This window comes from Sulfurovum sp. TSL6, from assembly GCF_019972115.1.
Taxonomy (GTDB): domain Bacteria; phylum Campylobacterota; class Campylobacteria; order Campylobacterales; family Sulfurovaceae; genus Sulfurovum.
In genome coordinates this window covers 207,446-223,398 of the sequence record NZ_BPFJ01000003.1, presented here as the reverse complement: position 1 = coordinate 223,398, position 15,953 = coordinate 207,446, and the positions used below count along the sequence as shown (strand labels likewise).

Genomic DNA, 15,953 nt, shown 5'->3' with positions numbered 1-15,953 from the left:
TGCCCGGAAGTACTTCTTTTTTCATCAAAATATATCTATTAATTTCATTTTTTAAACTCTTTTGAGTTTATGTTTTCTTTTATCGTTTTCATTATAAAACCTTCCATATAGCACATTTTATAAGGTTTTGGATTAGCTCTATTTATTTTAGGATTTAATGCAAAAAAGGTGCGCATAGTGTTTCTTGAACAAATGGTTGCTAGTATCCGCTCCGAGGGTGTGAGCAATATATATGTTATTTATGAAAAAAATTCGAAAAATTGAGAATAACACACTATAATCATGAAGAAAATGGACCTAACTACAGAACGCCCGTGTGTTCGAGAAGAATTTTAAATCCTAATCCGATAAGGATCACTCCTCCAAGCATTTCAGCCTTGGATTCGAGAAGAGAACCTAACTTCTTTCCAATATATACTGCACCTAAACACATTAGAAATGTTACCAGAGCAATAATGCCTGATGCCGTATAAATATCAGTTTGTAAAAAAGCAAAGGTTACCCCAACAGCCATTGCATCTATGCTGGTTGCAATGGCTAATGTAATGAGGGTTTTGTCCGATAAGTCAGTTACTTCTTCGTCAAATTCATCTTTGTATGCTTCATAGAGCATCTTTCCACCTAAACCTACGAGTAACGCAAATGCAATCCAGTGGTCATATGCCTGAACATATTGAGCAAAACTTATGCCAATAAGGTATCCGACTAATGGCATAGCTCCCTGAAATAATCCAAAAACTGCTGAAATTAATAGTATTCTAGGAAAAAGGATTTTTTTGTGTTTTGAACCAATTGCGATTGAAACGGCGACAGAGTCCATTGCAAGTGCAACAGCAAGAATGAGAAGCATATCCATAATAATATCCTGTAGAAAAGTGTAGAATTATAGCATGGTCAGTTGATTAAATACCATATTAACATTTTCAGCCAATGAAAAGTAAAGTGCCATTCCTGACGAAACAACCCATAGACACTTTGTGTTGTGCTCATAAAGGTATGTATAAAGTTAAGAGCAAAGAGGCTGAATGATTTTAAAAACCTTATAAAATATATAACTTTATAAGGTTTCCATTTTGTTTTTTATCTTCAAAAATATATCGGACTAGTGCGTAAACAGCTTTTTCTCTTCCTCTTTTCTAAAGAAGGTAAAATATGCCCAAAGCGTTGTACCATAGACAAAGATAGACATCATCACAACTCCCGTAGTAACCACTTCAAAAAGCTCTTTATATTCAAATGATGAAGGGATCATATGTACAAGGATGATAGAAAGTGCCCCTTTCATACCTGAGAAAGTGAGGATAAACCACCCTTCAAACCCCACCGGCTTGATCTGTTCTAGCTTACTGCCCCAAAAAGCGAATTTTGCCATAGAGACTGCACGGATCAATGTCGTAATGATGAACATTGTGAATATCTCTGCTTTATACTCCCAGAACTTCTCTAGACTTACCATCTCTGCCAAAACAAAGAAGATCATGACTGCTGCGATATACCCAAACTCTTTTGCCATTTCATAAATATACTCCATACGTTCGGAAGTGGTCGAGTCAATGCCATGCAGACGAAGTTTCTGTAAAAATGTTTTGCTTTTTTTCGCTTCCCCTTCCTCTAACGTCTTCATATCGATATCGATCCAAGCCTTGGTTGCGATGATTGCCGTGATCAACGTTAGGATACCACTGACATGAAAATGCTCAGCTACGACATACGCAAGATACGCTTCGATGATAAAAACAAAAAGCTCTCCTCTTTTATCATTGATCAGTTTCATCAGCATATAGAAGAGATATCCAAGGCCGATACCCATCCCCATACTCACTGCAAAAACACGTATCGCATCCATTGCCGCTTCACCCGCATCGATCGTACCGCTCATCATCCATGGCAGTCCTATGAAGAAAAAGGCGATAACAGCAGTGGCATCGTTACCTAAAGATTCACCCTCGATCAACACTTTGATATCATGACCGATACCTTTAAAGCGGGAAAGTACCGACTGCACACTCACCGCATCAGTCGCCATGTTGATCGCAAAGAGTGAGACATAAGCGCCAAGTGTCAGTCCTTCAAAGATCCCGAAGTAGTACATACTTGCCCCGGCAGCAATAGAAAGAGCCACCGCGATCACTGCCAGATAGAAGATACTCCAGCCATGTTTTTTGATGTCAGAAAAATGCAGATGTAACGCATCACCCATGAAGATAAGAGGGATACACAACAAGATGATCGTATCAAAATAGTGTGGAAGGTCTATCGGTACTGCCATAGGTACATAAGTGTATATCACATAGGAACCTATGAGCAGTAAAAAAACCGAAGGTATCTTGAGTTTGTTGGCCAAGGCATCTGAAAAGACAACCAACCCCAGTATAGTGATAAGTATGATCTCTGGTGCGAAACTATGCATGATTTTCCTTTAATAGTGTTATTTTAAGAGCTTTTGCAGTTCATGTAGACTTCGATAGCCTTTTTGGCAGACCATGTGTCCCTCTTCATCTATGACGACTACCGAAGGAAATGCATTGGCACCCATGGAACGTGCTTTTGCGAAATCATGTTCCATCAGAAGCTGTGCTCTGTCACTTTCAAAGAACGTTTTAAATGCGCTTTTATCTGACTCTGACCTATGTAGTAAACTGGTTAAAATCTCTAGGTTTGTGATATCTTCAGCCCTGGTATAAAATGCTTCTTGTATCGTATGCAAATAATCAAAAGCACTTTGCATCCCGAAAAGTTCTCTTACAGTTATCACTGCTTTGCATGCAGGGTATGTGTCGTAGTCAAAAAACACTTTTTCAAATAAGCTGTCTGAAAATGTCTGTCCTGTGCTTTGTGAGACTTGTCTCCAATGTCCTTTTAGATACGCTTTTGCACTCTCATTCCAAGACATTTGACCTTTGGTACGTAAGCCACCTAAGACCAGAGAGAACGTATACTCGTCATTCAGTGTAGTACGTAGCTCTTCTATCACAGGCGCAAATCCCCAACACCATGAACACATGGGATCAAGAACAAAGATCAACTCTTTTTGCATTTTAAAACAAGGTACCACTGTCGTTAGAAACAGGCGTTAAAGGCACCTTTCGTTTGGGATGTAAAGGATCATCTTCTTCAACTATTTCTTCTTCAGAAACCGGATCTTCATCAATATTGATCGTAGGTGCATATCCTATCTCTCCATCTTCATAAAGATCGATATCTTCTCTGATCTCCATCTCTTCTTCTAAGAGTTGCTCATATTCATCATAATTTCGCACTGTTCTTTTGTGACTGTCAGGCAGTGGAGAATTTTGTGTGTAAAGTTCTGACTTGCCATGATACTCACCTCTATATACACCTTCGGGTATATCAAATGTTCGTTTTGTCTCAGGATACAACGCTAATAATTTTTTATAGTAAAAAGAAAATGCAGGTGCAGCCAGTGCACCTCCGGTCGCTCCGCGTCCTATGCGTCTATTGTCATCCCGACCGAACCAGACAATAGTTTCAATGGTTGGGGAGTACCCACAGAACCATGCATCGATATTGTTGTTGGTCGTTCCCGTTTTCCCTGCAAGTTCTATGCCTTCTACTCTTGCATTTCTACCTGTACCTCTTTTAACGACATCCATCAAAACATCTGTCATCAAATAAGCCTGTTCAGGCGTGGTAAAATCTTCTATCTCTTTAGGACGTGTTTCATAGATCACTGCACCCTCTTTAGAGATGATCTTGCTTACAAGTCTTGGCTCTATCATATGACCTTCATTCGCAAATACTGAAAAGATCTGTGCCATTTTCAATGGACTTAACCCTAGGTTACCTAAGGCTATGGACATGTCTCTAGGGATATGCGGCACATCTAAAAATGCCAATCTTTTACGAATAGTACTCACGCCCAGATCAGCGACTAAATTGATCGTTGCAAGGTTTCGTGAGTGAACCAATGCTTCCCTGAATGGAACAAATCCTTTAAAATCACGTTCATAGTTTTTAGGTGCCCAAATTTTTGGTTCACCATTTTGATAATATTGGAAAGTTCTCGCCAGATCTGTCAAAGGACTTGCGGGATTGTACCCCATGTCTAAGGCTGTTTGGTAAATAAACGGTTTAAATGCAGATCCTGGCTGACGCTTTGACTGTGTCACACGGTTATAGGCAGATTTTTTATAATCTGCACCGCCAACCATCGCTAAAATATCACCTGTTTTACTCTCTACGGCTACAAATGCTGTATTTAATGTAGAAGTTTCTGCTTTCTCTTTATATTTAGCAAGTGCTTTTTTATAGGCAAAATCAACCGCCTCTTTTGCAATAGCTTGCTGTTTCATATCTACAGTGGTGTAGATCTCATATCCGCCGGTACGGATGTCACCCAATTTACCTTTAAACCGTCTCAGTACTTCATCTACGATACCGGGTGCAATATTTTGGGTTAAAGAGGTCCTATAGATTTCAGGGGATTCTTTGACTGCTTTAAGATAATCACTTTGTGTGATCCATCCTATGCTTTTCATACGGTAGAGTACATTGTTAGCACGGTCCAAAGCACGTTTGTAATGTTTAAGTGGATTATAAAAACTCGGTGCATTTGGTAAACCTACTAAAATGGCTGCTTCTTTGAGCGTCAACTCATTCAGCTCTTTATGAAAGTACCCGTTTGCAGCGGTTTTGACACCAAAGTAATTATTTCCATAGGATATCTCATTGAGGTACCGCTCAATGATATCTTCTTTACTTAACTCACGTTCGATCTTGAGTGCCAAAATGGCTTCTTTGATCTTACGTGCAAGTTTCTTTTCGTTTGAGAGTATTTTATTCTTGATAAGCTGTTGGGTCAGCGTACTTCCACCCTCAACAAAAGCACCTGCTTGTATATCTTTGACTATCGCTCTGAGGATCGCATCCGGGTTCACCCCGTTATGTTCAAAGAACTGTGTATCTTCCATCGCCACAAGTCCTTCAACAAGAAATCCTGGAATTTCGTCATAACGTGCATAAAGACGGTGTTGGTCTTTAAAAACATAGGCAAGTTTCTCACCATATCTATCATAAACGATCGAAGATGTTTCAGGCTTATAGTTAATGAGTTTATCTGCATCTAAAGATATCTCTTCATAGGCATAAATAAAAGCTGCAGTCAATGCCACGCCAAATAGCATTGCCAAGATAATGGAACCTTTTATTAAACTGTTGAACACACAGACCCTTTATAATTGATATATTTTTTTATTGAATGTTATTGTACCGTGTTATGACTAATGAGTGCTAACGCATGCCTGATCTTCTTCACAGAGACACCCAAATTCAGTATCACCCTTATGATAGGCTTTTCCACCGTAGGCTGACGGATCGCTCCTACCAGATATCCTTGGGCCATCAACCCTTTTTGCACGAACAATGCATGCTCATTACTCGGCATTTCTATAGGTACAATAAGACTTTGACACTCTGTACCCAACTGTTTTCTTACCGCCATCTGTCGTTCAAGGATCTTCTTTGTATATTTTTCTGCATTTTTACGTATATGTTTGACATTGACCAATGCCAATGCTGTATCGAATACAGAAGGTGCCGTAGAGTAGATAATAGGTTTGGCCCTGTTCACCAAGAAACTGATCACATTTTTGGACGCCAAAATATAGGCCCCATAAGAACCATAGGCTTTACCCAGTGTCCCCATCTTTATATGTCTCTCATTAATGCTAATGCCATAATACTCAAAAATACCCAATAGATTGAGTCCAAGTACCCCAGCACTGTGTGCTTCATCTACGATAAGCAGTGCTTCAACTTCATCGGCAATTTCAAATATCTCTTTTTTACAAAGATCACCACCCATAGAGTAGACACCTTCCACTGCGATGATCTGTCTTTTGGCAGGATGTGCTGCTAATTTTTCTCTCAAATCATCCGCATCATTATGAGCAAATGTCACCACCCTGTCTCCCAAAAGTTGTGAAGCCATCACACCAGAGGCATGGTACTCTTCATCCATAAAAAGCATATCACCTTTACGAACTAACGCTTCTATCAGTGCCATGTTTGCCAAAAATCCTGAACCTACCACAAGTCCTTCTTCAAAACCGTTGTACTCTGCCATGGTCATCTCAAAGATCCTGTGTATAGGATGGTATCCATTCACGAGCATACTGGCTTTGGAACTGACTGTCTCATATTCATTCACCAGTTTTACTGCTTTTTTAAACTGTTTTTTCTTCAGTGACAACCCCAGATAATCATTGGAGGCCAGATCATCCAATGTGTCATCAAAAAGCTTACGCTCTCTAAATCGTCCCGCTTTTTTAAGGGCTTTTAATTCGTTTTCATACATCTTAACTTCCAATCTTTATCCATGGTAAGAGACTTTCTACCTGAAGTCCCATCGCCGTGCTTTCATACCCGTCTACAGATTTAATGTACTTTTTGCAAAAACCTTCGACCATACATCCTCCTGCTTTACCCTGCCATAGTCCACTCTCAAGATATCTTTCCAGATCCTCTTCTTCAAACTTTGAAAAATGATAATGCGTTGCAGAGATATCTGAAAAAGCAAGGTGCTTTGACCTGTAGTGCGCAGAGGAGATGATAGAGATAGTCGAACCGCTTTGTATGTTCAAAATGCGTCTTGCGTCTTCCACATTTTTGGCTTTTCGCAAGATAGTGCCATCAGCAGCTGCAATGACCGTATCTGCACAAAGCAAAGGGTTATCCAAGCCAAACTCACGAATGGCTGCATCCAACTTACCTTTACTTGCGGTATAGACAAAATCTTTTGCAATGGGTGTGGTGATCTGTTCTTCATCATACTCTACGGACTTTTGAACAAAATCAATCCCAAATTTACGAAGAAGCAACGCCCTGCTTTCAGAAGATGAACATAAATAAATCATAGCCATTCAATATCCTTCAAACCATATAAACGTGACTAGTCACGTGAGCCTTCTGCTGAAGAAAACTCAGTGTTAACGTAGAAAAATGGGCTTTGCTCATTTTGCGTCCCAATTATAGAACATAGATAGATCATTACAGTCCTCTAAGAGATACACCTAACCATAATGCTACAATGCCTAACACAATATTGATCGGTAAAAGTAAATGAGGAATGAAACTCATCTGTGCTTTAGCAAGTGCAACTTCACCTTGAGAAAACAGCTTCCATGCTTTTGCACGTTTGATATACATATAGGTGTAATTGATTGCCATGATCGTCCAAATGATCTCTTTAGAAATAAAAAGCGATTTTAAATCACCATGGTGTCCGCCTGTCGCTATCGCCATCATCAAACCTGTGACAAATAAGATCACAATAAAAAGCATAACCAGATTAAAGAGTCTACCTGTGATCTGCAAGATGATACCTAATCTCTGCTTGGGTTGCAACATTGAAGCCTTTACCTCATTTTCCAACATCTCTGCTGCAGTCACGCCACCTCGCTGAATCACAGGATGGACTGCTACACGGATCGCTATCATACCGCCTACCCAGACAAAGGCAGAAAGCACATGTAAAAAAACGATCAAATGTCCATAGTTGTTAAATAGTTCTGTCATATTAATTTCCGCCTTCCAACACTTCACTCAAGTAGACTTTTGCTTCTTCAAGCGCTGTCGTGATCTTACTTGGATCTTTTCCACCTGCCTGTGCGAAGTCAGGGCGTCCACCGCCGCCACCGCCAACGATCGGAGCGATCGACTTGATCCAGTCACCTGCCTTGATCGGTGTATTTTTAGAGCCTGCAGCAAGCATGACTTTGTCACCTTTTTTCATAAAGAGCATCACAGCAATGTTCTCATATTTATTTTTGAGCTCATCGATCATGGTTTTAATGTCACCATTTTCGATTTCTTCTACGATGACATTCACACCGTTGACTTCAACGGCGTTCAACTCTTTTTGAGAGCTGCTCATAGCAGAAGCCAATTCACCTTTAAGTGTCTTCACCTGTTCTTTGAGTTTAGCGATACCTGCTATAGGATTTTGATTCTTGAGCTCTGTTTTGACCTCATTGAGTTCATCTCTAAGTGCATTTACAGCTTCTCTTGCAGCATTTCCGCAAACAGCTTCTATACGTCTCACACCGGCACTGACACCACTCTCTTTAGTGATCATGAAAAGTCCTATCTGTGCAGCATTCTCTACGTGTGTACCCCCGCATAACTCTATGGAGTCTCCGGCAAAACTGACGACGCGTACTTCATCGCCATACTTTTCGCCAAAGAGTGCCATAGCACCAGAGTTCTTCGCTTCATCGGTAGACATTACCTCTGTTTTACCTGGGATAGCTCTGGATATCTTATCGTTCACCCATGCTTCCACTTTAGCGATCTCTTCTGCCGTCATCGCCTGTGGATGAGAGAAGTCAAAACGCAATCTTTTGTCGTCATTGAGTGAACCCGCTTGAGCGATGTGATCTCCCAAAATCTCTCTCAGAGCCGCATGAAGCAAGTGTGTTGCAGAGTGATGTTTTTCTATCTCAGCACGGCTGTTATCTACCACAGCCTCTACCTCATCACCTACACTCAACTTACCTTTGACTTCAGAAAGGTTCATCTCCAGGAACTTTCTTGTATCAAGCACTTTTATATCATTATTGAGTGTTCCACTGTCACCTGTTTGTCCACCTGACTCAGCATAAAAAGGTGTTTTGTCAAGCAGAACCCAACCTTTACCATCGATGCTCTCTACCTGTTTAAAGTTATCATCCAGCAGAGCCCATACTTTTGCGCTTGCCGTTGTGCTTTCATAGCCTACAAACGTGTTGATATCAAACTGCTCTTTAAGTGCTTTAAAATCACCTGTAGTCGCAGCATCACCTGTACCCTTCCAGTTCGCTTTAGACTGCGCCTTTTGTGCTTCCATCTTAGCATCAAAGGCATCGATATCCAGTTTTATATTTTTCTCACGAAGCATATCTTCTGTAAGATCAAGCGGGAAACCGTACGTATCATAGAGCTTAAATGCCACTTCACCGTTAAAGACATCAGTGGTATTTTTCAACTCTTCATTAAAGAGTTTGATCCCTGCTTCGATCGTATCGAAGAAACGCTCTTCTTCCATTTTCATAGAAGTCTTGATCGCTTCAGATCTGCCAGGCAGATAATCATACTGCTCACCCATAAGATCCACTAAGGTATCAACCAGTTTATACATAAACGGTTCACGTAATCCAAGCAGGTACCCGTGACGGATGGCCCGACGCATAATACGACGAAGTACATACCCGCGTCCCTCTTTGTCAAAGTTCACTCCTTGCGCAAGCAAGAAAGAGACCGAACGTAAGTGATCTGCGATCACACGGTATGAAGCAGAGTTCTCTGCCTCAAAATCATAAGGTGTGCCTACAAGTTCACCGATCTTATCCAGGAAAGGTGTAAAGAGTGAAGAGTGGTAATTGTTGAGTTTACCCTCTTTGATAGCTACCACTCTCTCAAGTCCCATACCTGTATCGATACTAGGTTTTGGCAGTGGTGAAAGGGTACCTGTTTCATCACGGTAGTACTGCATGAATACCAGGTTCCAGATCTCTAGAAATCTATCACCCTCTCCACCCATTTTGTCTTCGGGACCATTGAAATTTTCTTCACCCTGGTCATAAAAGATTTCAGAAGAAGGACCGCAAGGACCGGTATCACCCATCTGCCAGAAGTTATCGGCATCGCCAAAACGCAAGATACGATCTGCTGCAATATGTTCTTTCCATAGCTCTTCAGCTTCATCATCACTTGTATGCACAGTTACCCAAAGCTTTTCTACAGGAAGGTTCAAATACTTCTCATCTGTAATGAACTCCCATGCATAAGCGATCGCTTCTTTTTTAAAATAATCAGCAAAAGAGAAGTTCCCCAACATTTCAAAAAGAGTATGGTGACGTGCCGTGTAACCGACGTTATCAAGGTCATTGTGCTTTCCACCTGCTCTTAAACAGGTTTGTGAAGAGGTAGCACGAGGTATCTCAGGGATAGGTGCTTCACCGGTAAAGATGTTCTTAAACTGTACCATACCTGCATTGGTGAACATAAGTGTCGCATCGTCCGGTACGAGTGGTGAAGATGGTATGAGCTGATGCCCTTTGCTTTGAAAAAAGTCTAGAAATTCTTTTCTGATATCCATGATAAAATGATCCTAAAATTGTGTTGTATAAATTGGTGACATTTTAACTAAATTGTGGTTACTTAGAGGTAAAGGGGATATTTTGTTCCATTTTATTCCTCTTCCACGTTTACAAAAGTGGAAGAAATGAATATGTTCATACTATCTATAGACAGGTGTCATCTCAATAGATATCAAATAGTGTACACCCATCATGCAAGCTTCCATCTTCGATAAAACCATTAAAATATAAATCCGGGTTATAGCTCGTATAGCCTGATGCACTGAGAAGACCATTTGCAACACATTCATAATAGATACCATTTATACCTGCATCCGTAAATGGATCATTATCAAATTCTATAAACAGATCTTCTATAATACCGTTTGTGACTAAATCAAAATTACAATTATCTCCGCGAAGATCAAATGTAAAAGCCCCTTCAAAATTAGTGACACCACTTAGACCACTATCACAATGATAGATGATATCACTTACACCATCACCAAAACCATCTGTAATAAAATATGTTTCGGGTACCGGTCCATCATCGCCTCCGCCTCCACAACCACTCAATACAATCACAGATACACTAGACACAATCAGCATCATAAGCTTTTTCATTATCAATCCTTTTCCTTTTAATTTAAACAATCATACACCATAATCGTGTCAGATTTGTGTCAATAACTCAGCGATCTTTTCACTACCATTTTTTTCAACGATCTCCATAAGTCCCTTACTCTTTTCAGACAGATCCTCATTCAACAGTGCCAGAACTTTTTCAGTATCTATCTCATCTTCCCTCATGATCCATGCGAGCTCTTTTTCTACCAGGAACTGTGCATTATGAAACTGATGGTCACTCGCGGCAAACGGGTAAGGAATGTAGAGCGTAGGTACTGCCGTAGCAGACAACTCCCAGAGTGTGGAAGCACCAGAGCGTGCTATGGCAAGATCTGCTTCCTTCATATAGTCTGCAAGTCTGTCAGTAAAACCAAATACTTCTGCTTCTATATCTAATCCATCATAGGCTTTTTGTACCTCATCGATGTTGTTTTGACCAGCCTGATGGATGATCTTGATCCCTCTTTCTTTGAGTTGGGGTGCTATCTGTAAAGCCAGTCTGTTAATAGCCTTTGCCCCTTGCGATCCACCAAGAAAGATGATCGTCCCCACCCTGTCTCGTATACGGGCATTATCGAAAAATATTTGCTTGATCGGATATGCTTTAATAGGGCTCTCTTCAAGATACGAAGAGATGAATACTGAGGCATGAGGCTTGAGTAGTTTGTTGAGCGAACCCAGTGCCGCATTTTGTTCATGAATGACTAACGGGATACGTAAGATCTTGGCTGCAAATGCAGTAGCCGCAGAAGAAAAACCACCTACTGAAAAGACCACTTTGGCCTTATGTTTTCTTAAAAGTTTGATCGCTTTCATCGTTGCCTTGAACATCATAAAAAGTGACTTAACCTTCCCTAGTGCTCCCTGGTTTACGACACCACGCGTTTCAAAAAAGTATTTGTGTGTAAAGTCATCATCATGCTCAAACCACTGTCTATCCTGTCCTTTGGTTGAACCGATATAGATAAGTTCTTCCCCGTTAAGGTGCTCTTTAACGGCTTTAATGATGGCCAAATGTCCACCAGTTCCGCCACCTGTCATCACGATACTCATCGCATTCTTCCTTTAGCATCTCTTGGTACTTTTTTCGATACCATCAACACCATACCTATAGCGATACACGAAGCCCATATATGTGAACCTCCATAGCTTAAGAACGGTACGGCAATTCCTTTGATCGGTGTAATGCCGGAAATACCGTAAGAGTTAAGAATAAATGCCAATGATATCAGCAACCCTACCCCGATAGAGAAGAGATAATACATAGGCTTTTTTACTTTTGAAGCGATCTTAAAGATACGAAACACAATAAACAAGATTGTCAGTGTCACCAAAGCAAGCCCCAAAAACCCCAACTCTTCTGTGATACCTGCCAAAATAAAGTCTGTATGCACTTCACTTAAATATCCTAATTTAAACTGACCATTGCCCAGACCTTTTCCCCAAAAGCCACCATTATGAATAGCATTGAGAGAATTAGATATCTGATAAGGTTCTTTACCTGCTTCTATACGAAGATTTTGAACCGATTCAAAAGGAAAAATAGAAAGTATACTGTCTTGTACTGTTCCCCACCAGCTTTTGATCCGTGCCATACGGTGAGGTGCGAGGAAGATGAGTGCTACAAAGGCTAACAAACCACCAGAAAGCAGTGTTAAAAAGAATTTCCAGGAGCTCCCGATGAATAAAAACAATACCATGAGTGTTGCTCCCAATACCACCACTTGGCCTAAATCTTTTTGAAATACAGCAATGATAACGACTGCCACCATGAAAACAAAAAGATACGGCGTGAAAGTACGTACTTCTTCCCAAAACTGCATTTTTGTTTTGTTTAGTAATTTACGAGAAAAACTCCATGCCAAAAAGAAGACAAACCCTACTTTAAAGAATTCAACAGGAGCAAGGGACATGGGTCCTACACGTATCCATCGTTTGGCCCCTCCTACTGCTGTTACAAGAGAAGAAGGTAAAAACTGCATAGCTATCATCAAAATAAAAAAGAGGATAAATAGTGACAATCCGATGCGTGAAAACCATTTGTCAGGATCCATTTTACTTAAAAGAACCATCGTGACAAATCCTATAAACACAGCCATACTTTGTCGTATAAAAAAGTGAAAGTCAGCATAATCAAAATGCAGTACGGTATACGTAGAGAGAGAATAGCTCATCACTAATGAAAGTGTTAAAAGTGCCATAACACCTGCTAGAAGGGGTTTGTCTATCATATCATATTCTCTTTCTTTTATTCATTTGTATTTTATCAGATTTAACAGATAACTTTGATAAAATTACACTCTATAAGAGGGAAATATGAATAAAGAAATACAAAACAAAGCAATCCATCAAAGAAAGAACAAAATTTCTTTCCTTTTTTTACTCTTATTGATTGCAATGGGTATGTTCTTATTTTCAGTAATTAAAACTATCTCTTCAGACAGACATATTCCCAGCCATAATACGACTATTTATGACCGTTCATTTCGCGGATCTATCATCTCTGAAGATGGTTATACACTGAGCAGTTCAGAAAAAACCTATCAAGCAGTGGTACGTGGAGCGAGTATAGACCCTGACAAAAAAGCACTTTTTGTCAAACTCTTCAGTATCTATAGTGGTATCCCTGAAAAAAAGATCCTTAAAAGGTTTAAAAATCGTAAAGGTAAAGAGATCAAAGGCAATATTATCCTCTCTAAAACCATTAATGCACGTTCCGCGATGCAGCTTAAATCCCTTGCTTATAAATTAAGAAAACTGGATGTCTTTCAGTCCATCAAAACCCGTAGTGGCATAGAAGTTCTCTTTGGTTTGGATATCATAGAAAATGGTGAGAGCAGACGTTTTCCCCTTGGTGATGTTTTAAGTCCTATATTAGGCTATGTAGGTGATGAAAGTGATGGAAGATACACGCGTCCCTTAGGGAAAAAAGGTCTTGAACGTGCGTATGAAAAACACATTACATCAAAGAAAAATGGGTATTTCCGAGGTAAACGTGATGTTGTCGGTGCAGTCATCCATGACAAGAACAGTATTAAGATACAACGTGTAGACGGGCTGGATCTTCATCTCAATATTCCTCTTGCTTTGCAAAGACGTGTTGAACTTATGATAGATCAAATGAAACAGAGCATTGATGCTGATGAGATCATAGTCGGCGTGATGGAGAGTAAGACAGGTAAAGTACTGAGCATGGCAAGTTCTGAACGCTACGACCCATCGCATATCAAGCAAAAAGATATCCCTGCACTTGTACCAAAATTTACAGAATACCCTTATGAAGCAGGTTCAGTACTTAAACCGATCACTGTTGCAATGGCACTGGACAAAAATAGAATTACCCCTGATACATGGTTTAAAACAGGGTATAAAAGATTTGACATTACTGGAGGACAACGTATTAGTGATGATGATTATTTTGAGTCTCTTCCGGTCACAGATATCGTGGTACACTCTTCCAACATCGGTACATCTCAAATCTCATGGCTACTTACAGGTAAAGAGTTCAGAGAAGGTCTGCTCAAGTTTGGTATCGCCCAAAAGACCGGCATAGACCTCTCACGTGATCTACCGGGTTCTCTTAAATCTCTTAGAATACTCGATCATAAAATGCATAGGGCGAACTCTTCATTTGGCTATGGCATGATGGTGACATTCACCCAACTGCTTAAAGCCTACTCCGCTTTCAACAATGATGGCTTAGCCGTTACTCCTCGTTTAGTAGATTATTTGCAAGATGCAAATGGAAAGCACTATACCCTTCCTCCTAAAGTTGGAAATATGCAGGCTGTCAGTAAAAAAGCTGCCAACCAAGTGCATGATATCCTTTTAGAAGTGGTCAAACGTGGTACGGGCGTCAAAGCACAGTATCCAGGTTTAGAAGTAGGTGGGAAAACAGGAACAGCGCACATCGCTAAACATGGCCGCTATGTGAGAGAGTACCACAGCAGTTTTTATGGTTTTGCCAATGACAAAGAAGGGCATAAATATACGATCGGTGCGTTGGTGATACGTGCCAAAAAACCCTATAAATACTTTGCATCACAATCAGCAGTACCTACCTTCAGAAGAATACTGGACATACTTGTAGAGTTGGATTATCTTAAACCTGAAGGCGGAGTGGAAGTCACCAGTCCGGAGATCAAAGTAGAACCAAAAACACCACCTGAGATCATACAAGAACCAATAGTACCACAAAAAGAAAAAAAGGAAAAAGTGACCGTACAACCAGTGAAAAAAGCTACGCCATCGGTCAAAGAACTTTTTAAACTTGAACCAAAAGCAAAACCCAAACCTGAATCTAAACCTGAGCCAGTCAACATAAAGCCTGCGAAAGATAAATCAACACATGAACTTTTTGAAGAGCTGTTTTAGATCCACAAGTTATCGATCAATCTAGGTTTGCCTACCCATGCAGCAACGAGAATGATCGTATTGCCTATCTCCACTCTGTCAAGTGCATTAAATTCTCTGTCGACGATCGCCACATATTCAACCTGATCCGTCTCTTCAAGTACGACCAGCATCTCTTTTTTGATCACCTCCACATTAAGTTCTCCTGCCATGACCATTTTTGTTGCACGTTTGAGTGAACGTGCAAGAGAGAGTGCACGTGTTTTTTCATCGCCTTGTAAGTAAACATTACGGCTGCTCAAAGCCAATCCATTCTCATCTCTTATAATGTCACAGGGAATGATATTGACCTCCATGAAATAATTTTTGACCATCTGTGTGATGAGCGCTAACTGTTGTGCATCTTTTTTCCCAAAATAGGCATTCGTTGCACCACTGAGATTCAGCAGCTTCATGACCACTTGCAGCATACCATCGAAATGACCCGGACGCTTTTCTCCTTCTAAAATGTACCCACGGATCGCTGGTGCACCTATACTCAGTTCATCTTTTTCATACATTGCATCGATCGTTGGCATAAAAAGTATATCTACGCCTGCAAGTTTACATATCTTGGTGTCTGCTTCCTCTTTACGGGGATACGCATCTAAATCTTCCCCTTCCAAAAACTGTGTAGGGTTGACAAAAATGGAAACGATAAGATGATCATTCTCTTTTTTTGCTTGTTGTATGAGTGAAAGATGTCCATGATGCAATGCTCCCATGGTAGGAACAAAACCTATAGAACCCGATAATGTCTTTTTTACTTCCTGTAAAGCCTCTATTGTCCGAACGATAACCATCTCTAACCTCATATTTCGCTATATTTTGATAAAATCATATCAAAATTACACTAGG

General features: G+C 40.3%; 13 protein-coding genes. 1 reads left to right on the top strand and 12 read right to left on the bottom strand.

Annotated features, from left to right (window positions below; all coding sequences use genetic code 11):
* Nucleotides 1–301: 301 nt before the first annotated feature.
* The 11 genes from LDM93_RS10050 to LDM93_RS10000 all read right to left on the bottom strand — a co-directional run bounded on the left by LDM93_RS10050 (nucleotide 302) and on the right by LDM93_RS10000 (nucleotide 12,934).
* On the bottom strand, nucleotides 302–856 hold the full coding sequence (locus tag LDM93_RS10050) for a manganese efflux pump MntP family protein (protein WP_223892274.1): 555 nt from the start codon (nucleotides 854–856) through the stop codon (nucleotides 302–304).
* A gap of 246 nt (nucleotides 857–1,102) precedes the next feature.
* Nucleotides 1,103–2,410: a sodium:proton antiporter gene (locus tag LDM93_RS10045; RefSeq protein ID WP_223892273.1), complete on the bottom strand. Its 1,308-nt coding sequence runs from the start codon at nucleotides 2,408–2,410 to the stop codon at nucleotides 1,103–1,105.
* Nucleotides 2,411–2,428: 18 nt separating this feature from the next.
* Nucleotides 2,429–3,037 carry a DsbA family protein gene (locus LDM93_RS10040; protein ID WP_223892272.1) on the bottom strand — a complete coding sequence of 203 codons (609 nt, stop codon included), beginning with the start codon at nucleotides 3,035–3,037 and terminating at the stop codon, nucleotides 2,429–2,431.
* Between the two features lies 1 nt (nucleotide 3,038).
* Entirely contained in the window at nucleotides 3,039–5,183 is a 2,145-nt protein-coding gene (locus tag LDM93_RS10035) for a transglycosylase domain-containing protein (RefSeq protein WP_223892271.1), read from the bottom strand.
* A 38-nt stretch (nucleotides 5,184–5,221) separates the two neighbouring features.
* On the bottom strand, nucleotides 5,222–6,328 hold the full coding sequence (locus LDM93_RS10030; protein WP_308440703.1) for a pyridoxal phosphate-dependent aminotransferase family protein: 1,107 nt from the start codon (nucleotides 6,326–6,328) through the stop codon (nucleotides 5,222–5,224).
* Entirely contained in the window at nucleotides 6,318–6,875 is a 558-nt protein-coding gene (maf, locus tag LDM93_RS10025; RefSeq protein ID WP_223892504.1) for a septum formation inhibitor Maf, read from the bottom strand. Before maf ends, LDM93_RS10030 begins: the two co-directional genes overlap by 11 nt.
* Nucleotides 6,876–7,008: 133 nt before the next feature.
* Entirely contained in the window at nucleotides 7,009–7,536 is a 528-nt protein-coding gene (locus LDM93_RS10020; protein ID WP_223892270.1) for a hypothetical protein, read from the bottom strand.
* A gap of 1 nt (nucleotide 7,537) precedes the next feature.
* Entirely contained in the window at nucleotides 7,538–10,096 is a 2,559-nt protein-coding gene (alaS, locus tag LDM93_RS10015) for an alanine--tRNA ligase (protein ID WP_223892269.1), read from the bottom strand.
* 163 nt (nucleotides 10,097–10,259) lie between these two features.
* Nucleotides 10,260–10,700 (bottom strand): hypothetical protein, encoded by a 441-nt coding sequence (locus tag LDM93_RS10010; protein ID WP_223892268.1) that lies wholly within the window; start codon nucleotides 10,698–10,700, stop codon nucleotides 10,260–10,262.
* A 48-nt stretch (nucleotides 10,701–10,748) separates the two neighbouring features.
* On the bottom strand, nucleotides 10,749–11,756 hold the full coding sequence (murG, locus tag LDM93_RS10005) for an undecaprenyldiphospho-muramoylpentapeptide beta-N-acetylglucosaminyltransferase (RefSeq protein ID WP_223892267.1): 1,008 nt from the start codon (nucleotides 11,754–11,756) through the stop codon (nucleotides 10,749–10,751).
* Nucleotides 11,753–12,934, bottom strand: a complete 1,182-nt coding sequence (locus tag LDM93_RS10000) for an FtsW/RodA/SpoVE family cell cycle protein (protein ID WP_223892266.1) — start codon at nucleotides 12,932–12,934, stop codon at nucleotides 11,753–11,755. The genes murG and LDM93_RS10000 overlap by 4 nt, the downstream gene beginning before the upstream one ends.
* A gap of 85 nt (nucleotides 12,935–13,019) precedes the next feature.
* Here LDM93_RS10000 and LDM93_RS09995 point away from each other — a divergent pair, with 85 nt between their 5' ends.
* Nucleotides 13,020–15,077, top strand: coding sequence for a penicillin-binding transpeptidase domain-containing protein (locus tag LDM93_RS09995; RefSeq protein WP_223892265.1), 2,058 nt, complete (start codon nucleotides 13,020–13,022; stop codon nucleotides 15,075–15,077).
* Here the strand turns inward: LDM93_RS09995 and panC are convergent.
* Nucleotides 15,074–15,898: a pantoate--beta-alanine ligase gene (gene panC, locus LDM93_RS09990; protein WP_223892503.1), complete on the bottom strand. Its 825-nt coding sequence runs from the start codon at nucleotides 15,896–15,898 to the stop codon at nucleotides 15,074–15,076. The two genes, LDM93_RS09995 and panC, sit on opposite strands and share 4 nt — an antisense overlap.
* Between the last annotated feature and the right edge of the window lie 55 nt (nucleotides 15,899–15,953).